Annotated in this window: 25 protein-coding genes; 5 read left to right on the forward strand and 20 right to left on the reverse strand. The window is 60.4% G+C overall.

The genetic code is table 11. The annotated features are described in order from the left end of the window. The 4 genes from AC1DXW_RS24320 to AC1DXW_RS24335 form a co-directional block, all read left to right on the forward strand. The coding region (locus tag AC1DXW_RS24320) for an SAVED domain-containing protein (RefSeq protein WP_477760557.1) at positions 1-198 on the forward strand (198 nt) is incomplete at its 5' end. 13 nt (positions 199-211) lie between these two features. Continuing rightward, the gene (locus tag AC1DXW_RS24325) at positions 212-1486 is read left to right on the forward strand and encodes a nucleotidyltransferase domain-containing protein (protein ID WP_477754781.1); all 1275 of its coding nucleotides are present in this window, start codon (positions 212-214) and stop codon (positions 1484-1486) included. Between the two features lie 17 nt (positions 1487-1503). Further along, positions 1504-3189 carry a HesA/MoeB/ThiF family protein gene (locus AC1DXW_RS24330; RefSeq protein ID WP_477754782.1) on the forward strand — a complete coding sequence of 562 codons (1686 nt, stop codon included), beginning with the start codon at positions 1504-1506 and terminating at the stop codon, positions 3187-3189. Further along, on the forward strand, positions 3186-3737 hold the full coding sequence (locus AC1DXW_RS24335) for a Mov34/MPN/PAD-1 family protein (protein ID WP_477754783.1): 552 nt from the start codon (positions 3186-3188) through the stop codon (positions 3735-3737). The genes AC1DXW_RS24330 and AC1DXW_RS24335 overlap by 4 nt, the downstream gene beginning before the upstream one ends. A gap of 24 nt (positions 3738-3761) precedes the next feature. Here AC1DXW_RS24335 and AC1DXW_RS24340 read toward each other — a convergent pair whose 3' ends face one another. From AC1DXW_RS24340 to AC1DXW_RS24405, 14 genes are all read right to left on the reverse strand, one after another. Continuing rightward, on the reverse strand, positions 3762-4319 hold the full coding sequence (locus AC1DXW_RS24340; RefSeq protein ID WP_477754784.1) for a 3'-5' exonuclease: 558 nt from the start codon (positions 4317-4319) through the stop codon (positions 3762-3764). A 143-nt stretch (positions 4320-4462) separates the two neighbouring features. Beyond that, positions 4463-5191 carry a TIGR03747 family integrating conjugative element membrane protein gene (locus tag AC1DXW_RS24345; RefSeq protein WP_477754785.1) on the reverse strand — a complete coding sequence of 243 codons (729 nt, stop codon included), beginning with the start codon at positions 5189-5191 and terminating at the stop codon, positions 4463-4465. 36 nt (positions 5192-5227) lie between these two features. After that, positions 5228-7354, reverse strand: a complete 2127-nt coding sequence (traD, locus tag AC1DXW_RS24350) for a type IV conjugative transfer system coupling protein TraD (RefSeq protein ID WP_477754786.1) — start codon at positions 7352-7354, stop codon at positions 5228-5230. A 9-nt stretch (positions 7355-7363) separates the two neighbouring features. Further along, positions 7364-7825: an integrating conjugative element protein gene (locus AC1DXW_RS24355; RefSeq protein WP_477754787.1), complete on the reverse strand. Its 462-nt coding sequence runs from the start codon at positions 7823-7825 to the stop codon at positions 7364-7366. Next, the gene (locus AC1DXW_RS24360) at positions 7822-8376 is read right to left on the reverse strand and encodes a lysozyme family protein (protein ID WP_477754788.1); all 555 of its coding nucleotides are present in this window, start codon (positions 8374-8376) and stop codon (positions 7822-7824) included. Before AC1DXW_RS24360 ends, AC1DXW_RS24355 begins: the two co-directional genes overlap by 4 nt. Beyond that, entirely contained in the window at positions 8358-9077 is a 720-nt protein-coding gene (locus AC1DXW_RS24365; RefSeq protein WP_477754789.1) for a TIGR03759 family integrating conjugative element protein, read from the reverse strand. The genes AC1DXW_RS24360 and AC1DXW_RS24365 overlap by 19 nt, the downstream gene beginning before the upstream one ends. A 10-nt stretch (positions 9078-9087) precedes the next feature. Then, the gene (locus tag AC1DXW_RS24370; protein ID WP_477760558.1) at positions 9088-9759 is read right to left on the reverse strand and encodes a hypothetical protein; all 672 of its coding nucleotides are present in this window, start codon (positions 9757-9759) and stop codon (positions 9088-9090) included. Continuing rightward, entirely contained in the window at positions 9756-10265 is a 510-nt protein-coding gene (gene pilL2 / locus AC1DXW_RS24375; RefSeq protein WP_477754791.1) for a PFGI-1 class ICE element type IV pilus protein PilL2, read from the reverse strand. The genes AC1DXW_RS24370 and pilL2 overlap by 4 nt, the downstream gene beginning before the upstream one ends. Before the next feature lie 131 nt (positions 10266-10396). After that, the gene (locus tag AC1DXW_RS24380) at positions 10397-11110 is read right to left on the reverse strand and encodes a DUF5983 family protein (protein ID WP_477754792.1); all 714 of its coding nucleotides are present in this window, start codon (positions 11108-11110) and stop codon (positions 10397-10399) included. Between the two features lie 66 nt (positions 11111-11176). Further along, positions 11177-11671: a JAB domain-containing protein gene (locus tag AC1DXW_RS24385; protein WP_150752594.1), complete on the reverse strand. Its 495-nt coding sequence runs from the start codon at positions 11669-11671 to the stop codon at positions 11177-11179. A gap of 66 nt (positions 11672-11737) precedes the next feature. After that, the gene (locus tag AC1DXW_RS24390) at positions 11738-11995 is read right to left on the reverse strand and encodes a hypothetical protein (RefSeq protein ID WP_223462076.1); all 258 of its coding nucleotides are present in this window, start codon (positions 11993-11995) and stop codon (positions 11738-11740) included. Positions 11996-12062: 67 nt separating this feature from the next. Then, positions 12063-12590, reverse strand: a complete 528-nt coding sequence (locus AC1DXW_RS24395) for an STY4534 family ICE replication protein (RefSeq protein ID WP_477754793.1) — start codon at positions 12588-12590, stop codon at positions 12063-12065. A gap of 755 nt (positions 12591-13345) precedes the next feature. After that, on the reverse strand, positions 13346-15322 hold the full coding sequence (locus tag AC1DXW_RS24400; protein ID WP_477760559.1) for a DNA topoisomerase III: 1977 nt from the start codon (positions 15320-15322) through the stop codon (positions 13346-13348). A 109-nt stretch (positions 15323-15431) separates the two neighbouring features. Then, positions 15432-15776 carry a helix-turn-helix domain-containing protein gene (locus AC1DXW_RS24405; protein WP_150752590.1) on the reverse strand — a complete coding sequence of 115 codons (345 nt, stop codon included), beginning with the start codon at positions 15774-15776 and terminating at the stop codon, positions 15432-15434. A 104-nt stretch (positions 15777-15880) separates the two neighbouring features. Between AC1DXW_RS24405 and AC1DXW_RS24410 the strand changes: the two genes are divergently transcribed. Further along, positions 15881-16108: a hypothetical protein gene (locus AC1DXW_RS24410; protein ID WP_477760560.1), complete on the forward strand. Its 228-nt coding sequence runs from the start codon at positions 15881-15883 to the stop codon at positions 16106-16108. A 93-nt stretch (positions 16109-16201) separates the two neighbouring features. Here the strand turns inward: AC1DXW_RS24410 and AC1DXW_RS24415 are convergent, their stop codons facing one another. The 6 genes from AC1DXW_RS24415 to AC1DXW_RS24440 form a co-directional block, all read right to left on the reverse strand. Further along, positions 16202-16630 carry a single-stranded DNA-binding protein gene (locus AC1DXW_RS24415; protein WP_477760561.1) on the reverse strand — a complete coding sequence of 143 codons (429 nt, stop codon included), beginning with the start codon at positions 16628-16630 and terminating at the stop codon, positions 16202-16204. Positions 16631-16635: 5 nt separating this feature from the next. Next, positions 16636-17136 (reverse strand): DUF3158 family protein, encoded by a 501-nt coding sequence (locus AC1DXW_RS24420; RefSeq protein ID WP_477755113.1) that lies wholly within the window; start codon positions 17134-17136, stop codon positions 16636-16638. Then, positions 17133-17888: a PFL_4669 family integrating conjugative element protein gene (locus tag AC1DXW_RS24425; RefSeq protein ID WP_477755119.1), complete on the reverse strand. Its 756-nt coding sequence runs from the start codon at positions 17886-17888 to the stop codon at positions 17133-17135. The genes AC1DXW_RS24420 and AC1DXW_RS24425 overlap by 4 nt, the downstream gene beginning before the upstream one ends. A gap of 150 nt (positions 17889-18038) precedes the next feature. Further along, positions 18039-19244 (reverse strand): STY4528 family pathogenicity island replication protein, encoded by a 1206-nt coding sequence (locus tag AC1DXW_RS24430; protein WP_477755114.1) that lies wholly within the window; start codon positions 19242-19244, stop codon positions 18039-18041. Continuing rightward, a complete protein-coding gene (locus tag AC1DXW_RS24435) occupies positions 19238-19789 on the reverse strand; it encodes a DUF2857 domain-containing protein (RefSeq protein ID WP_477755115.1) in 552 nt (183 codons plus the stop codon). The genes AC1DXW_RS24430 and AC1DXW_RS24435 overlap by 7 nt, the downstream gene beginning before the upstream one ends. Then, entirely contained in the window at positions 19773-21344 is a 1572-nt protein-coding gene (locus tag AC1DXW_RS24440) for a ParB family protein (RefSeq protein WP_477755116.1), read from the reverse strand. Before AC1DXW_RS24440 ends, AC1DXW_RS24435 begins: the two co-directional genes overlap by 17 nt. Position 21345 lies beyond the last annotated feature (1 nt).

A 21345-nucleotide genomic window follows, 5' to 3' on the forward strand; every position in this document is an offset into this window, starting at 1 on the left:
AAGGTGCACCTTATTGCAATCAGTCCTGCCAGCACGGTGTTCCGTTTTGGCCAGATGCTGCAGGCAGGCCACCATCCTGAGTACATCGTGTATGACCGCGCAGGGCGAAATCACAAATTTGTCCCTGCGTTATCAATCACGGGTCATCACGTTTCAGCCACTGATGGGCGCCAGACCCACCAAATTTCTCTTCGATAACGAGCCCAATACCATGAGTAATACTAAAAGTGCTGATCTGGTGATCCATGCTGAACAGACGCGTCCTGTTCGGTTGACGAATGCTTTTGAGTCGTATGCCGGTCTTTTGGACGGTATGGCGTCCGACTCTAGAAGCATGCAACTCGAACACCGACACTGGGAAAAAGCTCTCAATGAAGTGAACGTTCACATCACAGTGCGTGAAGAAGAAATCGAGGCTGCGAAAGATGCTTACCAAGAAGTGGCTGAGCTGCTGGCTGCAAACCTTTCGTGGCCGCCCGAAGCCATATCAATTTTGCCTCAGGGGTCGGTCAGCACCAAAACCCTAATCAGGTCGCCTAACGGTGGCGAAAAATTCGACATTGATGCGGTATGCCAAGTGGATATCTCCCGTATCGAAGCCTCAGAACCGATGGAATTTTTCCACTCTGTTGGGGAGGCTTTGGTTGATCTGAACGCCGAAGCTAAAAGGCGTTGCTGGAACATTCCATTCCCTCAGCAGCCGTTTTATCTGGAGTTCACTCCATCCGTACCCTTGAGCACTGTTCCCCAGCAGACCTACGAATCCATGGCTCCGCGTTATCGCGCTGCGCGATACAAGGAAACGGCATTGGCAGTGGTGGATACCCCTACTACGAATTGGAAAACCTCCAACCCGGCAGGTATGAGCAAGTGGGTAGATGACACCGCGAAGCGCCCTCTGATTCTTGTTCCAGCGATGGAGTCATTGTCGAAAAGTCGGGTTCTGGATAGCGTTGCACCGGTGCCAGACCAAACAGTGGAAATTACCGATACTCTCCGAGTAGCCATTCGCCTATTCAAGCGCCATCGTGATATGTGCGTAAGGCGCGGCCTCATTGAGCGGGGGAGCAAGCCTATCTCGGTGATCATTGTTACCCTGCTGACTACTTGCTATGAAGGGTTGGCGGATTTGGGACGTGTGTTTCAGCATCCTGTAGAAGTGCTGGACGAGCTCGCGGAGTACTTACCGCATCTTGTCCTGAAACTTGACGGCAAATACCGAGTGGATAACCCCACTGTTGAGGGAGAGAATTTCGCCGAGAAGTGGAATGATGATGGAGGAGAGCGTTTCAGATCGTTCATGACCTGGTGCGATGCGCTGTCAGCTGACCTCAAAACCATTTTGGCGCTTACCGAGCCACAAGCTATTTCCAAGCGTGTACGGGATGTGTTCGGCATACCGGCTCCAACGGGTGGAGGCAGCGGTTTGCCGACGATAGAGACCCCTAAACCTAAAGCCACTCCGGTTACTACCGGACTTGCTTGAGCGGTGGGGAAAATCAGTTGACTTTGAACCTGGCCCTCATACGCGACCAATTCCCGGATTTGCTGGCTTCTGCCTCACGCCGGGAAGGCGGTATCACTACCTACCGGGTGCAGTTACCTACATTCGAGCAAGGAAGAGAATTTAAATGGGCAGAGTTACGTCTGCCCGACGGATTTCCTGAGTGCGCCAAGGCATTCATTCAACTGTCCCCCGATGCGGTGCTGCGCCTTCCACATCTTGACGGTGCTGGGGTTCTTTGCGTGGAGGGTGACCCAGGGCCTGGCTCAGGTTACACCTCTGAGGAAAGGGTTCTTTTCCTTCTAGGCGCGTTCTTAGAGCAGTTTCTTAAACCTTGGTTGAACGGCGAACTGGATTTCGCTTTTGAAGCTGAAACGCTCAATTATTGGGCTATTGAGGTGGCTCGGGCTCGCTCGGAAAATGATCCGGTAAGAGCTGTTTGGACAGTTGATCCCCCTCCAGAGAAAGCGACCATCAGGGGCGGACTTCTCCTTAAACCGAACAGGATCATCCTTGCCGCAGATGAAACACTACGCATCACCAATCGCGTGGTTCAGTCCGTGCGAACTGAACAACGCACGGCGGTGCTGGTTGCGGACATCCCGATTTCTTTTGTGTTTACCCCTAACACCTGGCCTAAATCTGCAGTTGATCTGGATCGCATACTCAAAGGTCGACTTCTTCCCGAGCAGTATTCTAAATTTCAGTCGCAGCGTAGTCGCCGTGATCGGGAGGTATACCGTGTAGTCCTGTTGAGGACTGCTGAAATTGCCTTCGCGTACCTGCTTCCAGGTGGCCCGTCAACGGTTCTGGACATAGGGAAGGGAAGGGGCAAACGAAAGAAGTCGTTTCCTTCGCGATCCAAATTGCTGCCACTGATGACCTCTCGCTTGGACCCAAGCTGGACCGTCGGACGAGATCAGCATCCGGAAGTTGGCCTGCGCCAGGCAAAGCATGTGCTGGTGCTAGGAGCGGGGGCTTTAGGGAGCCCGGTAGTCGACCATCTTGCCAAGGCTGGAATCGGAAGAATATCTGTGGTTGATGCTGACACTATGTCTCCAGCAAATGTCGGTCGACATCTACTTGGGGCGGAGTCCATTGGTGAGAGTAAGGCTTGTGCAGTTGCCAAGCGAGTCAATACAGCATTCCCCTCGACCGAGGTAGACCCCTACACCAAGAGTGCTGCCGCATGGCTAAAAGAAAACTCTTTAGCTGACGTTGACGTGGTGCTCGATCTCACTGGTGAACCAGATGTAAGAGCCCAAATCGAGAACGCTCGGCAAAAGCATCCCTGCCCTTTGTTGGTTGGCTGGATGGAGCCCTATGTCGCAGCAGCTCATGTTTGCTCCTTGCCTTCGGGGCATTTATGGCTGCAAGGAGCGACAGACCCTTTGTACCGCTTGCAGTCGGTGGTTTGGCCCGACGAGGTTATCCAAAAAGAACCCGGATGTAGCAGTCGGTTCCAGTGCTACACCGCTGCAGCGGCAGCACACGCTGTCGCATTGGTAGCCGAGTGCGCATTAGAAATAATCGATGCCGTAATGGAACCAGCCCTCCCTAAGGTGCGGAGTTGGGTCCGCGGGCAATGCTATTTGGATAAGCATTGGCCAGGACTGAAACATAATGAGTGGGCGAGTGTCGCATCTGAATTTGACGGCTTGATCCTGACGAGGCCATTTCCATGAGCAGGGTCTTTTTCTACCCCGACAACAGTCAATACGTGCTGTTTGCTGATCATGCCTTGGCACATATGTATGCGCATGCTCAGCGCCGGCTTTGGCAAAAGGAAGCAGGAGGGGAAATTTTCAGTTCTGAGCCGGACTCAAATGGACTCATCATCAACAACGCCTTGGGCCCGAATCCAACTGACCAGCGACGCCGGCACGCCTGGAACCCGGACGTGAAGGCATCTGATCTGAATAGGCAGAGTGAGTTCGAACAACACAGGCATGCGGTAGGTTTGTGGCATACACATCCAGAGAGACTGCCATCGCCATCGTGGCGTGACCAGAACACTACCTGGGAATACCTCGACTCCTTTCAAGGTGACAGGAGTCGCTATTTCATGGTGATCATCGGCAACCACGGCAGCGTTCCAGAAATGGCCGTCTGGGTAGCCAATGGTCAATCGCCTCGCGAATGGATGCAGCTAAGCGAATCCACAAATCGGGCGCAGGTGGATGATTTCAAGAAGCGACCGTCGCAATGTGTCGCAACAGCACTGCGCAGCTAATCGGGAGGATTTCAGGCGGGATCTTCACCTATGCTGAAGGGGCTTGATTGCCCTTATCAAGCGAAAGAGTTCTGCCTGGTATTGAGCATCGTGTAATGCCTGATGGTTTCCCTCTGACTTTGGGTGAAGTCGAGCGGCCATCTGGCTGGAGCGTGTGCCGCTCCAGCTCGATCCTGTCGCACCCATATAAAGTGCTTTGATATCCAGAGCGGTAAAGCCGAAAGGGTTCGACTTCAGAAAATAATGGAAGTAATAGTTGATAAAAGACCAGTCGAATGGGGCATTCAATCCGACGAAAACGGCAACACCGTCCGTGCCTACTGCGCTTGCAACCCAATCCTGAAACTGTCTCATCGCCTCTTCTGGATTTAACCCCTCACGATCGAGTGTTTTCAGCGAAAGCCCGGTCACTGCCAGCGCCTCTGGGTCGACATTCGTAGATATTGGTTTCAGCTCGCACGAAAATGTCTGTCGGGGGTCGTCAACGTTACAAGCTCCGATCGTAAGCATGCTGTATACGCCTGGGATCGGACCAGATGTCTCGATATCGACCGAGATATAAACTTCACGCTTCTGGCTCATGAGGTAAATTTTCTGATGAGGTGAGAGGGGGAAAGCTCGTTATCGTGCGCCAATTTTCGAGCAAGGATGATGGCGCACTCCTACGATATCAGTTTCTTTTGTAGAAAGTTTTTGCGAAATGGTTATACGTTGATGAGGATCAGTTAAAGGTACTTTTTGAAGGTTGCGGCTGTTAGGGCCACCATGAAGCCCAGTAATGCCGCACATGGCAGYAGCACCCAAGTGGGATTGAACGACCAGGGGAGGGTGAGGTAGATCAACCAGGGACTTGCTATCAACGGCAGCAACGTCCGCTTCGCGCGGTGGTAGACAAAGCTGCTCTCCCGGCCTGCCCCAAACTTGCGAAGGTCGCGTCGCATCAACCCGTCCACGGCACCGGTGATCACCGCGAGCAGGAATAGGGGCGTGGCCAGAGTGAGGACAGCCAGGCGCACCACGAAAGTAAAGACCGTGAACAGCGCCGCCAACAGATAGTCCTGTACCACAACGTAGGCGTGGGCAAATTGCCCCTGCAGTGATGCCTCTCGGCTGAGTAGTTTCAGTTGGGCGTCGGAGTGTGCCCATCCGGAGCGGACCACGACCCAATCGTTGAGGTGTTGAAGTACTTTGGCGGTCGCTTGCGCCGGTTCTTGCACCAGCAGCGAACTCTTGAAATGACCACTGAGCCAGCCCAGTTCACTCAGCCACATGGCATGGCTATGGTGCCAGCCCTGTTCCGGCCAGAACCACAGCATGCCCACGAACTCTAGGACGATGGAGAACAGCAGGGAGGCTAATAGCAGGCCGAACAACTTTAGGCACAGCTCGACCGTGCCGAACATGAACCCCGGACGTCGTTGAACAGGTGGTGGGCTGGTTGCGGTGGCGGACATGTGAACTCCAGCATTGTGGGGTTGCTGTCGGAAGACTTATGGTGCGCGTCCACGCCCAGGCGGTGGTCTCTCGGGATCGAAGTCGACCGTTGGTGCGCCGCCGGCGCTGGTCCACCAACTCCCCACATTGGCGTTGTAGGACTCGCGCATGCGCGCGGCCAAGGTCTGCAGATCCACCGGCATCGCATCGTCGCTGGCCGGCTTCGGTAGCGGCATGCGCACCTTCCACAATTGCCCGCCTTCCTGAAACGAGAACATCTGGCCCTTGGGCAGGGCGATGATGTGTGCGGCTTCGATCAATGGCAAGGCCGACGTTGTAACACGGTCCTGAGAGGACGAAGTAAAGTCCGTACGGGCATCGGGGTCTGCGGTGTCCGTGGCTCCAGAAACCAAGGTGCGCGTCTGCACATTGACCTTCGGCAATTGATTGGTCAGCAGTTCCGCCGTCGCGGTTTCTCGCACGCGCAGCATCTGCAGGGTGTTGAAGTTGCCGATGACCTGACCGGCCTTGGCCCGACTGCCGATGCGTGCCTCGATATCGCTCAAGGTCTGGGTATAGGCGGTGACCTGGATACCGGCACCGCCGCCCTTGTTGATCAGCGGGATAAACTCATCGCCCATCAGCTCGTTGAACTCGTCGGCGTGCAGGTTGATCGGCACCTTAGCCGCTTCGCTGGAAGAGCCTGGCAGGCCGTGGTCGATGCCATGTTTGTAGATATGGCCGGCGACGGAGACCAGGTCAGCAAACATTGAGTTACCGACGGCAGCGGCGACTTCGGCATCGGACAGTGCATCCAGTCCCACGTAGACGATGCCGCGCTTGCGGATAACCTGCAGCCAGTCGAAAATCGGCCGCGGATCGTCCAAGTCGGTGTAGTTGGGGGCCAGCAATTGGGCCGTTTTGCCGCTGGTGAGCTTTTCCAGCAGTGGCAGCAGCGAGGCCACGATTTTGTCGAAGTAGGTGCGGTCATAACGCACGGCCGAACGCAGGCCGTCCATCACCGGATCAAAGATGCGCTTGGCGGTCAGGTACTGCTCGATGGCGACCACGCGCTTTTCCCGGCCAATCATGTGGCGTGGCACGTTCTTCTCGTTGAGGCGGCCTTCGATCTGCACGATTGCTTCCCAGGCCTGCGGATCATGGCGGGCGAAGAAGTGCTGGGCGTATTCGATGAACAGCGCGTCGATATTCACCACGTGGCGCTGGATCTGCAGGTAGTCTGGGCGCCGACCGAGCTCGATCAGAGCCCGGGCGATGATGTTGACAAAACGCCAGGCGAACTCACGAAAGGCGGCAGAGTTGCCTTCGCCGCTCAACTGGCCGGCGATCCGAGTGGCGACTTCCGAGATGCGGCCGAAACGGCCGATGGCGTTGTAGCGGGCGGAGACCTCCGGCCAACCCAGGTGAAAGACGTAGAACTCGTGCTCGCGACCCGCGCGCCGTGCCTCCACGTACATGCGCTTGAGCAGGTCGGCGTCACCCTTGGGGTCGAAGACGATCACTACCTCCTGCGTTGGCCGGTGGATATCCTGGGTAATGTAGACCTCCGCCAAGCGCGTCTTGCCAACTCGGGTGGTGCCCAACACCAAGGTGTGGCCCACGCGTTCGCCCAGCGGTAAGGTGGCTTCCTGCTCACTCGGTTCGACGCCATGTAGCAGCGGCGAGCCCCCGACTGGCGGCAGCGGACGTAGCGGATTGAACGGGTTGTCCCAAGCGGTCAGTCGAGGTAGCAGCGCGAGCCCGGGTGGCGCTTTCTCCAGCAGACACTCCAGGCGTCGGGCCCACTGATAGGCAACCGATTGGTTGACATAGCGGGCGAGCGCCGGGTCTTGGGCTTCGAGCAAGCGCTGGGTGTGCAGGCGGGTCCAACGAAAGCCACGACCCATGAACAGGCGCTGGCGGCTTACCGGAATCTGTCGACTGGTCAACGAATAGCGCGGCAGGCGACGAATGTTACGCCGATAGCGCAGCACGATCCGGGCCTCGTTGAGCCGCTTGATGCCGAATGCAGTGTAAGCCAAGGCCATGCACGTACCCACCTCGGGCGACAGTGCTACCGCCCAGGGCGAATGCAGGCACAGGGCGCCGGCACCGGCGCAGATGCCCACGGTATACAGTTCCACCGCGGGGCGCAGCAGTGACTCCATTGCATGGTCGCCCATGATGATCCCTCACTGTTCCAGGCCGGTGGGCATGATGAGCACCGGGTAATGTTCGAGATCCAGCCGTTGGGCAATGTCATCGCCACTCACTGGCCAGATGTTCAACCCAGGGGCCGCCGCCTGGATGCGGCGCAAGGCCTGGGCGTCGGCGACCTCCACCGCCAGACCGCTGGCGTTCAGGCCCTGGAGGGTTTGCGCATGCCGCGATAACCACTCCAAGGAATCGTCGTCCTGCCCTACCAGGAACAGCGGCGTGATGCCTGGCAGCTTCAACGCTCTATCCGGCACGGCGCCTGGCGTGAGGTGCGCGCTGTGCACCGGCAGCACCCAGTTCAGCGCGCGTGGATCTGGGGCCTTGTCGGGTGCCGGCGACTCGAAGGCGGTATCGGGCAGAGGATTGGCGGGGACATCGAACGCAGCGAGGGACAGCCACTGACAGATGGTCAGTGTCGCCAGGCGCGAGAGACTCATGGCTGTAACCCTCCACGAACGGACGCAATCGCTTGGATGCGCTGCCAGTGCCGACTGAATTGTGTGCGATAGCGCGCGGCGGGCGCGCCACCGGCCGGCCGGTGGTAACGCCCGGCCGCCACGACCCAGTCCCCCGTTTCGGCGTAGTGTTCGCGCAGCAGCTCGGCGGTGACGGCCAAGTTCGCCCGCGGATCGAGGGCATCGCAGGCGCTGGGGTAGCGGTCAGGGTGGTAACCGAGATTGGTCTGCCCCAGTCCGACATCGATGCGTTTGGGATCATGGCGGGTGAGTTCCAGCCAGAGCGCGGCACAGGCCTCATCGCGACTGGCAAAGCGCAGCGATGTGCCGGCGACATTCAAGGTCCAGGGCCAGGGCATGAGGCGACCGCGGAGCGGGGTGCCGCTCTCCTGCAGGGCGATGGCGAACAGCACCGAGGCGGGGATGCCGGCCCGTGCGGCGGCCAACTGGTAGGCGGGCGGAGGCAGGGCGTCCGCCTGGGCGACGGTTATGCTGGTCAAGGCCAGCGCGAGGATCAGTCGATGCGCTGCCATTTCCCGTCCACCTGCTGAAAGCGCGCGGGCAAGGGGCGGGTGGCGCCCAAGGCAAACCATCGGCCGCGGTCGTGGTTGAGGGTGATCTGGCCGCTGTTTACCTGCGCTGGGGTAATGCCAGCGCTGTGGGCCCATTGCCGGAGACGCGCATCGTCACCCTGGCTGCCCACCAGGTACACGTCCAGGCGGGCTCCGGCAAGGAGCCACTGCTGGGTACTGGTCACGCAGGCCGGACAGGGGGCTTCGACGAACAACGCGTAGCGGGCGGTGCTCGACGTCGCTGGCTCATCGGTGAGACCCTGCACCGGCAGCATCCCCGGAAACAATCTTGCCCAGGCGGCGGTGTAGGCTTTCTGGTAAGCCAGCTCGCGTTCTGCGCGTTTGGCTTCGAGGCGAACCTGCAGTTCGGCGTAGCGCTGCCGCTCCTGCTCAGATTCGGCCTCTACACCCAGAGTGGTGAGAGGGTCGAGTTGCGGCGACCAGTAACGGCGGGGCCCAGTCTGTAGACGTTCGAACTTGGCCCACTCGTCATCCGTCAGCCCCCAAACTATGCCCTGCGTCGTGACCGGAGACTGTCGATCCAGCGGTGTCTGCTCGCTGTACTGCTGTTCTGCGCCGAGCATGTTCGGTGCGCTCCATCCCGGCCCTGCCAGCAAGCAGGCGGGGAGCAGGATCAGCGAGAGGGCGGAGAGCCGAAGCATAAGCACCTCTTCACGGCAGGGGCAGTGTGCGATCGTCATGGCCGGGGACATGGAACACGGCCTCGTCCGCGCGGATCGCGCGCAACTGCCAGCCGTTCAGGCTGTCGCCGGGTTGCAGCAGGCGCACGGTCGCCAGCGAATGGGCACCGACGGGCTGGGCTGCAAGGAATATGGAGTCTCCTCGGGTCTCGATGCCCAGCAGGGTCAACGGGGGCACCGGGGCTACGGGCTTGGCCTGCTGGCCTGTGGAGGACGCCGGCCGCGCGTTGTCGATCGCAGGCACGGAGGCTCGTGCCGACAGGGTCTCAAGCGCATTTTCTGTTTTGCCCAGCCGCTGTTCCAGTGCGCTGAAGTCGGCGCTGCTCGGCCCACTCGGTGCCGCTTGAATGCCCTTGAGCGATGCCGCCATCGCATCCAACTGCTGGCTGAGCGTCGTCTGCGCTGAGGCATACTGACCTTGTGCGTTGCCCAGTGCCGCCAGCTGCGGTTGCAGTGTTGTAAGGGTATTGCCGAGTGCATCGATGTCGCGCCGCAAGGCCGGCGCCGGGTCGGCGGGGGCAGCGCGGGCTGCAACCTGGAGCTCGGCCAGTTGCTGGTGTTGGTTGTACGTTTCGGCAGTCAGCAACACGGCGCCCAGGCACAAGGCGCCGATCACCAGGGCCTGAAAGTGTTGGACCTTCATGGCGCGATATCCAGTGTCGAGAAGGGCGATTGGGGCTGTGGCGAGCGGAGGGCGTAGCACACGGTCCGGTCGACCGAATCGATGTCGAGCTGCCAGGCCGGGCCGCCGATGATGGTCAAGGCATCCAGCAGCGACATCGGCCCGAGCTGGTGGTGCACGGAGGGCAGGGGACGGCTGAACAACCGATCCACCCCAGCGCTGTTGGGGCAGAGTGAGTAGCCCGAGCGTTGCAGCACGTGACGCAATGCCTCACCGACATTCGCGTGCAGAGCAGGGGCAATCTGCACGTTGATCAACTGATACAGCGGCTGGCGCTGGTCCAGGGTCGGCCGTGTACTGGCCAGGGTGTATCGATCCTGGCGGACCCAGGTCGGTGAAAGCGGATCCGGCTTGGGCGGAGAGGTCGGCACGGCTGCTGCCGCTACCGGTGCGGTCGCCGGTGGCGACGTGTTGCAGCCGGCCAGCGCGATCATCAGTCCGAGGATGGAGAGTATGGGGGTACGCATGTCCGGATCTCGACAGGAGTTGCCGATACCTTGGCGAAAGTGCGAGCCGCGCTCCTACCGAAAAACCGAATCTGGCCGTCCGGATTACCGTGAAGTACTCATAAAAAAGGCGCCCTGGAGGGCGCCTTGGGTCAGTCTTCAGTGAACAGGGACAGTTCCGGGAGCGGCGCTGCGTCGGGGGCAAAGATCAGCAAACGGGTGTCGTCGTAACCTGCGAGCAGCAATAGCTGCAATAACACAGGCGGGACATGGTCGTCGCGCATGCGTGCACTGACTTCGTCGGCGCTGCAGCTGCTGCGCCCCTCGTCTTTCATGCGCCAGGGTGTCGAGTACAGCTTGCACCCCACGGCATGGCTGCTGCTAAGTTCAAAGCACTCGAAGAAGCCTGTCGGTGAAGGGTGCCTAGCGCGCTCTTGCAGGTACTCGATTTCCGTGGTTGGCAGGTGGGCAGAGCTTATCTCCCCGCTGCGGCTGTAGTGCCCGGTGGAAAAGGACAACAGCTCGATCGGGGTGCGTGCAGCCTCCTCGCTGGGGAGGTCGCCGAGATGCATTGGACGTCCAAGGTGATGGCCGATGATCTGGTAGATCACGTTATTCACCAGGCCGTGGGCCGGGCAGCGCATACGGACAAATCTGAGAACGCTTTGGCCGTCGGTGATGACCGCGCAGTCGTCATCGAACACGCAGGGCTGGAAATTGATGGCCTCGTTGGGTAGCTGGTTTTGCGCCGGGTGCAGAGGGCGGTGGAAGGGTGGGCAATCGTCGGCATAGCTGATCTGGACAACGCGTTCGTAGCTAAGATCGTGGAAGCCGCGAAGGAAGGGATTGCGAAAGGATGGGGGCATGATGGTTCTCCAGAGGCGCAGAGGCCACCCCGAATTGGCGGTGACCTCCTGGGCAGGGATGGGCTGTCAGATCCAGCCATTTTCGGCGAGCGAAAGCGGGGTGCCTTCGCCGACGATGATGTGGTCCAGGACGCGCACCTCAACCAGGGCCAGGGCCTCGGTCAGGCGTCCTGTGAGCACTCGGTCGGCGGAGCTCGGTTCCGGGCAACCGGAAGGGTGGTTATGACTGAAGATCACGGCGGCGGCGTTGTGCTCCAGCGCCTTGATCACGACCTCGCGTGGATAGACGGAGGCGCCGTCGATGCTGCCGGTGAACAGTTCGTCAAAGCTCAGCACGCGATGGCGTGAGTCCAGGCAAAGCAGCGCGAACACCTCGTGTTGGTAAGGGGCGAGTCGCAGTTTCAGGTAGGCTGCAGCGTCGGAGGGGGTCAACAGCAGTTCGCCGCGCTGGAAGTAACGTTGATCCAGCAACTGCAGGGCTTCGGTGATCAGTGCATCCTCATGGGCGCGTTGGGCCAATGCCGGGTCGAGCGCGTCGACCAGGTTCAGGGCAGTGTTCATGGGCAATTCCTCGTGGGAGATGGAGCGCCCCCTGGGGGAGTGCCCCAGGCTGGTGAAGTGCAGGATTCACAGACGCGTGAAGCGATGACGCGCACCGTGTAGCGGGCTTTGGCATCCCTCGCACGCTCGGGTGGAAAAGGACTCGATGCCGGCGCCGGTCTGCGGATCGAAATCGGCGCTCAGTGGCATCAGGGCCTGCAGTTCGGTGCGCAGGTGCGCGATGCGTTGCTCGATTTCAGCCTCGCTGTAGTACAGCGAAAGCGCGCTGAAATCGTCATGCGCGACCGCTTGCAGGCATTCCTCGCAGAGCCAGAAACTTTCCATGACGGCCTCCGACGTGAGTGGATAACAGGCGCTCGTGGGAGCGCCTGTTGGTGGCGGTCAATGTGCCTCAGGCAGACTGACGTGCTGCGGTGGAATTGCGCGCGGGGGCAGAGGCGGGTTGGTGCTGTTCGGCGACGGTGTCGGCTTGGTCCGATTCCGCTGCAGCGTCGATAGCGGCGGGGGAGTCGGTGCGAGCAGGTGCTCGGTAGCTGAACTGGCCATCGACCTTGATCCACTCGATGAAGATCAGCCGGCCTTTGAGGCTGGCACCGGGTTGGCCCTTACGCTCGCCTTTTTCGTAAAGAAAGGGGTCAACCCAAAGGTCGCCAATGCGAAACGCGATCAGGACCTTACGTTCAGCACGGACGTCTTCCAGGTGTTCACGGATCAGCCGTTCGGCTTCACCGCTGGCGACCTTGCAGTCGAAGCGGGTGTACTCGACGTCGTCCGAGGCCCCGTGCAAGGCAGCAATGTCACAGGCCATGAACGGTTGCCCGCGACGTACAGGGACTTCGCGAACGCGGTTCAAATAACCAATGCCTTGGGTGTGCAGGTTGAAGTAAGTGGTGGGAGCATTATTGCTTGCAGTCGTCATGGTGGAACTCCTGTTCAGCAGAAACGCGGATATCCACCGGCCCTGGCGGCTGGTGAGTTCCGCAGGGGGGAGGTGCAAAGAAAGCGTGGTCGGTAGAAGGGCGCTCATCACCGACAGGTGACCGTGCGAGCTGCCGAGCGCTGATCGCACTGAGGGAGAACCACCCGAAGCGGGCGTAGCCTTGAGGGTTCCGGCTACCTGAACGCTGTCAGCGACAACGGTGTGCAGTTCATCTATAAGACCACGCCAACGGCTCGTCAACAGTGGATTAGGGGAGGCTCGGGCGGGCGGAAGTGGGTGGCACTCAGTGGATTCTGGGTGACGAAAAAATAGCCCGACGGTCATCAGGCTAGGAAGAGCTAGACCACCCTTGACCCGGTAACGTGACACCGGAGTCCATCGCAAAACCTCCGCTGTCGATCCAACTGGATCAACCGACCCTTGTCGTGGCCTGGGCCGAAATCAACTGGCGCGCATCCGCGCACAAAAGGTGCCCAGTGTTTCGCCGGCGGGCACCGGTGCTGAGCATCGTCGCCGAAGCGGATGACCCCTGAGACCTGACACAAGCCGCACGGGTCATCCACCTTGGGGACCTGAAACGCTGGGGAGAAATCCGAAGAAAAAGTGAAATGCGGCTCCGAACTCTTCGAGTCTGACCGAGCTGCCCGGAGCGAATCGGTCTGGGGTCGCCAAGCGGCGACGGACCTGATCACTACACCAGTGCTGCCGTACGCCGTCAAGTCACACATGCCCGCTCAGAAGGCGCCTGGCTGCTTGGTGCGCTTGGGTTTGGCGACCGGCTTGGTGCCCTTGCACTCCGGATAGCGGGTGCACGACCAGAAGCTGCCGGTGCGGCCTTTGCGCTGGCGCATGGCGCTGCGGCACACGGGGCAGCGCGGGCCTTTGGTAGCCGGTGGCTGCAAGGTGAGCGAGGCGTGGCCACGCACCAGCCGGGTCAGCCATTCCGCCTGCCTGGCGAGAAAGGTTTCGACGCTCAGCTGTCCCGTCTCAATACGATCAAGCGCCTGCTCCCAGAGTGCGGTCAGCGCCGGATCGGCGACCTCCGCTGGCACGGCCTCGATCAAGGTGTGTGCCGCCGCCGAGGCGACCAGGCTGCGTTTTTTCTTGGTCAGGTACCCGTGATCGATCAGGCCCTGGATGATCGCCGCTCGGGTGGCCTCGGTCCCGAGGCCGCAGCTGTCCTTGAGTTTCTGTTTGAGTCGTGAGTCCTCCACCTGGTTGGCGATGGTTTTCATGGCCTTGACCAGTGTGCCTTCCGTGTAGGGCTTGGGGGGCTGTGTGCGCTGCGCGTTGATCGTGGTGTCGGTCAATGCCACCGCTGCCGATTCGCGCAGTGTGGGCAAGCGTTGGGTTTGCTCTACAGGTTCGTTGCCGTCGGCCTCGTCGATCACCGCCTTCCAGCCGCGTGCCAGGATTTGCTTGCCGCGCGCCAGCAACTGATCTTCGCAACTGTGCAACACCACCTGGGTTTTCAGGTGCTCATGGTCGGGCAGAAATTGTGCGAGGTAACGGGCGCGAATCAGCGTGTAAACCGCTCGCTCGCGCTCAGAGAGCTGGGTCAGGTCTAGCGTCACAGCAGTGGGGATGATGCCGTGGTGGGCGGTGATCTTGCTGCTGTTCCAGGCCCGGGAGCGTCGGCTGGGGTCAGCCTCCTTCAGCCATTGTCCGAGTGACGGGGCGGCCGCCGCCAGGGCGTGGAGTACGCGCGGCACCTCATCCAGCATGCTTTCCGGCAGGTAGCCGCAGTCGGTGCGTGGGTAGGTCGTTGCCTTGTGGGTTTCATACAGGGCTTGGGCCACCGCCAAGGTTTCCTGGGCACCGAGGCCAAGCTTAGCCGAGCAGATCTCCTGCAGCGTGCCCAGATCGAACGACAGCGGAGGGCCTTCGCGCACGTGCTCGACCTCGATGCGGCGAATCTGGGCAGTCCCCAGCTGGCTCAAGCGCCGCGCCGCGCTCTGTGCGACCGCTTCGTCAATGCAGTGACCGGCTTCGTCACAGGCTGCGGTCGGTGGCTGCCAGCGCGCCTGAAAGACCGTCCCGTCGGCCTCCAGCTGCGCATCGACGGTCCAGAACGGCTGAGGCTCAAAGCCCGCTATCGCCCGATCTCGCTGGACCACCAAGCGCAGCGTCGGCGTTTGTACACGCCCCACCGGCAGCAGGCCGTCGAAGCCGGCGCGGCGCCCGAGCAGGGTGAAGAGCCGGCTCAGGTTGATACCCACCAGCCAGTCCGCGCGTGAGCGTGCCAAGGCGCAGTGGTACAGCGGCAAGGTCTGTTCACCTGGGCGTAGCGTGCCCAGTGCACGGCGAATCGAGGCATCGTCGAGGGCGGAGAGCCACAGGCGCAGAATCGGTCCCTGGTACTGACAGCGCTCAAGGATTTCCCTGGCGATCATCTCGCCTTCACGGTCGGCGTCCGTGGCGATGACCACCTCGGAGCAGGAGCGCAGCAGTTGCTGGATGACCTTCAGCTGGCTGGCGACCTTGGGTTTGATCACCAACTGCCAGTGGGCAGGAATGATCGGCAGGTCCTCCAGCGACCAACGTTTGTAATTACCATAAGCCTGAGGCGGTGCTGTTTCCAGCAGATGACCCACGCACCAGGTGACGGTGGCCCCCTGGCCTTGCAAACAGCCGTCGCCACGCCGGGTGGCCTGCAGCACGCGGGCGATGTCGCGGGCTTGAGATGGTTTTTCGCAAATAAACAGCCGCATACGTCGGCCCTCTCGGTGAGGTACCGATAGGGTGGCGGTGTGGCGTGAGAGAACCAGCGAAAACCTGAATGCGCCGAGTTCATATCGGCGGTTTAACGGAGGTGAATGGTTACTTTCTTTGCGCGAGGTGAGCGGCCAGCGTTTGCAGAAACTCCAGGGCAAATTTTTTATCTGCTTCGCCAAGCTCCTTGATCAGCGATGCAATTTTCTGGCCTTGGTCCTGGGGGCGAGGACTGATGGCTAGCAGCAGCTCATCGGCGGGACAGCCGTACATATCGGCCAATTGCAGCAGCTTGTTGACGGTTAGTTCGACCACGCCGCGTTCAAAGCGCGATACGGCTTCGGCGCCGATTTCCAGACACTCGCCGACTTGCTCTTGGGTCAAACCACGTGCGCGGCGATACTTCGCCAACTGGCGACCGATGTGTTGTGGGCTAGGCTCTTTGACTGGCAACGGGGGCGCTCTCCAATTCGACCCGTATGGTTGACCAGCAACCCTATGAGGCGTATCACCTGAATTGAGTGTGATAACCCGCCCGTCAAAACGGAGCTTACGACTTGGACGGATCTAACGAGCGTGAGGCAGATGCGTTAGCGATCAAGGCCTATGAGTTGTTCATGGCAACCCACCTGGAACCGGACAATCTGAAGGCGCGTGCGAGGTTGATCGCATGGGTTCAGGAAAGCCAGGCGCACTGGCGGGCATTCCTTGCACTGGACCAGTACTTGGGTGAGGTGGCGCAGTTGCTGGATGCTGATCAACGGGGAGAGGCCCGGCGGCATTAAACCACCTGGAGTATCCAGCGTTTCGCGCCGAACGGGCAGCGAGCCCTCAGGGGTATCTCGCTGCGGGCCGTTATTCCTCTGAGGACCACTCGATTAACCGGTCTTGCGTGGAGTCTTCTTGCTAGCCCCCTTGCGTCCGGAGCCGCTGCTTTCATTGGCCTTTTCGCGCATGGACACCGAGGCCAGACGGTGGGGCAGGATGCCAATGCGTCGGGCCTCCACCTTGAACGTGACCCGCGCATTGTCCTCGCTGTCCTCCCATTCATCCTTGACCGTCCGGCCCTCGACCAGGATGCGCATGCCTTTCTGGTACAGAGTGCTCCAGTGCTCGGCGTCACGGTGCCAGAGCTCGACGGGGGCCCAGTAGCCGCCGCGATCCTCGTAGCCGCCGTCGCGCGGTACCGGGTTGTCGAAATAGACATTCAGCCGCAACAGGCGTCGCGGTTCATCCGGGGGGCTGTTGAACTCCTGAAACTCCGGGGCGCTACCGATGTTGCCTTCACCAACAAAGAACGTGCTCATGCTTGCTACTCCTCGGTGGGGGAACGGGATAGATCGAAGATGGTCTCGACGGCGTGCAGCTTGCTGACGCCGGTTTCGGCCTGGCGATACAGCGACTGCAGGCTACTCATCTGCAGGTTCAGGGTGACGCGGTTGACCTCCAATTGGTACAGCGCCTCCCGCAGCGAAGGCGCCAGATGCGGAAGTGCCATCGCTTGCTGCCACACCTGTACCCCCATGCGCTGGAAGTCCGGGCTGCGCCAGCGCAGGAAATCGGTTCCGGAGGCGCTGTGCTGGACGACCAATCGCAGGTCCAGCAGCGAGAAGGGAGGCTGCGCCATGATGGTCAGCATCACCCCCATCAATCCGGCGACCCGGGTGCGCAGGCGCAGGATCGTCTCGGCGAATTGCTGCAGTTCCCCCTTACCCTTAAAAGGCTTTAAAAGGCCTTTTAGGGAGGCACCTTGTTCGAACTCACGATAGGCATCCGCTGACAAACGCCGAATGATCGCTTCGGCCAAGGTCATGCTTCACCCCCTTCGGATGGAATGTCCTGCGCGGGCTGAGCCTCTGTCTCTGCCTGACCTGGCTCATCGCGAATCGAGGCCGTGGAACCGCGTGCGATGGGTGGGGCAAATTGGGAGCGGCGGCTGCCCTCAAGAATGTTTCGCGGTGGTGTGCCGAACTTGTCGATGGCCTCGCGGGCGCGGGCGTTGTTGGCGGCCATGTCATCCCGGCTGACCCCGGCCAGGCGGTAACGCTGCGCCAAACCGAACAGGCTGCGCAGCAGATGGGCGCCACGATCGATCCAGACTTCCATGTCGCTGCGGCCGATCAAGGCGGTGTGATGGGCGAGCAACACGCGGCGCACCAAGGTGTCGTAGTCGGTCAGCAGGTAGACCGCGAGAAAGCCGAGCTGGCTGCCAATGAACAGCGGCAGGGTGACGGGATGGATGTTGAGGTTGTCGCCGACATCGACTTGGGTGGGCAGGTCGCGCTCCACCTGGCTGATCTGGCTGGTCAATGTGAGCATTTCGGCCTTGGCCTGCAGCAGCTTGTCTTCCAGCTGGAGCATGAACCAGTCGGCAAATGGGTCGTCCTGGCTGCTCGCGTGCTTGAGCAGGTTGGTGACGCTGATGTAGCCGGCCATGCCCATGATGGGGTGCACACCTTCGCGGGCCATGCGGCCTTGCCACAACCGCGCGGCATGATGGGTGTGCAGAGTGAGGGTGATGCTGCTGCGCAAAGAGCCCAGGTTGAGCTGATAGTGATCGACCATCGCCAGTACCTCGCCGTCGGAATGACGCAGACAATGGGCTGTTCCGTGAGGCGCGGCGCGGATCAACGCGAAGGTGGCCCGCTCGCATTTACAGGCAGTGGATTTCCCTGGATTTGATGGCACCGGCATTGATTCCGCTGGCGTCCAATCTTAAGGCGCTGCGCCTATGCCGCGACAGCGTTGCTTCAGTTCCTCCAGGCACGCCAAGGCGAGTGGAGAGGCCGTGCGTTCGCCGCTGCGCCGTGGACGCTCGCAGGGCGGTTCTGCCTTCGGATCGCGGTGGGACGTGGTTACTGGCAGAGTCGTCTCGGCACGGGCCGCCCACAAGGTAAATTCCCCTTGGCATGCGCGCTTGATCAAGCCCATCAGGTAGGCGACCGGTTTGCGGATTTCGCCGCGGGCACACCGCACCGCCGCTTCGTTGATCACTGCTTGTTGCTGTTCAGGGTCGAGCTGGCGCATCGCCTGGATGGCCATGCGTCGCTCAGTTGGGCTTAGCGGTAGGTCCTCTGGCCATCGGGCTCGGCCTAACTCAACCTGCGCCAGTACCGTACTTTTTTTGCTTTTGTCTTTCTGTACTGTACGGCCGGCGTCGGTATTCCGAACCACAGCCGAAATCGGTGCGTTACCGCAGGATTCGCGATTCGTTGCCGATGCGTCTGCGGTCCGAACCTGGTGGTTTTTTCTGAGTTCGGAATTGTCCGCATCCGCGCTGGTAAGGGAAAGCGATTGCTGCTGAGCTGGCGAAGCAGGTGCGGCGAGTTTTTCCTTAACGACCGCCGCCACTTGTGGGTCTGCGTGAATTTCCTCAATCACATGCTGCGCCACATCACGCACACCTTTAGTGGCGTGGGTGAGGTTCTGCTGGAGCAGCGCCGCGTAGCCGCCGTCGAGCTCAAGCTGTTCGGCTGGAGTCAACGGGTCGCCGTGCAGCACATAGACGCAACCGCGCAGGCAGCCTTGGTCATCGCGGGATCGATCAACCAAACTGAGCCAGCGGGTGGTGCGAAGTACGTTGAGCGCTCGGGCGATGGTCTCGCGCGATGCCTGCATCCCGCAGGGGCTGGTAGCTAGGTAGGGCTGCAGGTCCTGGTAGCGGGGCGTTTTCACATGACGTTCAGTGATCAGCCAGCGCAACACCTGCCAGGTGTTGCGTTCCAGCGGCGTCAGCCGGCGATCAAGCAGCAACGCTTGGGGCAGCGGATCATTGTCGCCATAGTAGATGGTCCGTAGCGGTGCCTCCTTAGCGGGGGCAGCCATTCGGGTCTGTGCCGCCTGCCACTCCATACGACGCCGCAGCGCGTCGTAGCACTGGCGTACCACATCCTGCCAGTCGACCTGATAGAAGTTCAGCATGGCGTACCTCCGTACAATTCGATCTGTTGCCAGATCAAGGTCAGGCTGATGTGTCGCTCCTCCGCCAGCATCATCATCGCATCCAACGGATCGTTGTCCGGGTCGTCTTTCCGCAGTTGGCTCCAGCGGTTCCACACCGCATGCTCTTGCGCTTCGCTGAGCTGAACCGGCCGACCGCGGTGGGTCTCGATTTTAAGCACGCGACGACGCAGCGCGGTTTCCGAATGGTCCAGGCCAAAGCAGCGGTACATGATGCTGGAGCTCGCCCCCAACTTGAGCGCCCGATTGATCAACCGCTCGTTTTGTTCATCCCGTTCGGCCTGAGCGATGAGGCGTCGCAGCACAGCCGTGTCGACTTTGACCTCCACCCAGGCGATGGACGAGTGCGCCAGGTGGGACAAGGTGGTCGGTGGTAGCGACTGCAGGACCTCGATGTCTTCATCGGCCAGCCCCAAGGCTTTGCACCGCTGCAGACGCCCATGGCGCAGTTCATGCAGCACCTGATTCAACATGGCATGGTTCAACAAATTAAAGGTGGTGGTCATGAGGCAGTTCCTCACGGTAGCGAGTGGACGACAGCGTCAGATCGATCAGCCGCCGGGCGTGGCGGATCAACGCAAATAGTTGCTCCAGCTGGGCATCGGGGAGCCGCTCGAGGCCAACTGTCAGAGAGGGGCGTTCRGCAAATGGCAGGTCGTAGGCCCCGATCAGCAGCTGACCAAACAACGCGGCCGGCAACTGCTGACGTTGTTCCCAGGCCACGTCATCTTGTAAACGCAGCAGGGCCGAGAGCAAAAGCTGAATGCCGGTATATCGTGGGCTGAGCAGTTCGCCGTACTCCAGTGACAGCGTGAAGCCCAGGCCGTCAGCTTGCGGCCTGACCATTGCACTGGCGTCGGCATATTTGGCTAGATCGGTCGCCAGCGTGACGCAGGTTTCGCGCAAGCCGTTGATGTCATTCAGTGACGTGACGCGTGGTGAAACCGGGTTCACCGGTGACTGAACGTCATCGATGCCATGCTGCTGCTTCACAGTAGGCTGCTCGTCACTTAGCGCCTGGCGAATGTGGGAGAGGCGGGGCTCTTTCGCCGTCGAAGGGGCTCCGCTACTTAGCTGTTGCTCGGGATTAGACGACTCGATTGATGTGTCGGAGGCGTCCACGCTTTCTGGCGACGGGCGTGGAGGGTCATCTTCTAAACTTTGAGGCAGAGGGTGAGCGTTAGTTGCTGCGTGAGGCGACACGTGCTGTTCCTGGTACATTTCCAGAGCTAGCAGGCGGGGCGTCTGATTCAGGATCATTGCCATTTTGGCGATCAGCTCGTCCTGTAGCTCACTCGAGTCCAGTTCGGGTTTTTCACCTTCGAATGTCGACAACACTTCTAACCACAGCATCGCGAATTGTTGGGCATCACCGAAATACTGGTTCCAGGTCGACTCCGCTCGGCGCCGCAGCGTGATCAGCCGCTCGATGACGGGTTTGCCGAGACCTGCATAAAGGATCTGCGGAATGGCAGGTAGCAGATGCTCGAGCGCATCGAACATACGGCTGATATGCGATTGCGAGACAGGGTACCCACCTTGGCTCAAGCGCGCGGAGAGCTCGCGTTGGCTCAGGGGGGCACTAGGCTCCTGAAACATGTCCTTGAGTTTCGCTACCGCGAGGGCCCTCTCGATGAACGTGAGCTGACCGTGCAAATCGCTTTCGGCCAAGTGCCCAAGCAAGGCATGTGACTCGGATTGCCAGGGACGGAACAGGCAGTGAATACGAAAGAAATGCTCTTCGCGGGTTTCCTGCCAGAGTTCACCGAGGATGCTCAAACGGGTGTTGCCGCCGTTGCGGATGATGAAGTGCTGCTCATTCGGCCGACGGGTGATGGAGGGTGGTTGGTCCAAACCGCGTTCGCGGATCGAGGCTTTGAGCTCGTCATACAGCGGATTGCGAATGACACGCGGATTGAGCTCGTAGGGACGCAGTTGCTCGAGGGTGACGACCATCGCTGTGTCGCCGACGGGAGCGGCCGTGACCTCACGGTCCGGCTTCTGCGGGAAATGGGCTTGCTGCAGTTGACGTGTGATTTCTTCGGAGGTCGGCGGCTTCATC

The sequence above is a fragment of the Pseudomonas sp. P4_C4 genome (assembly GCF_056402055.1).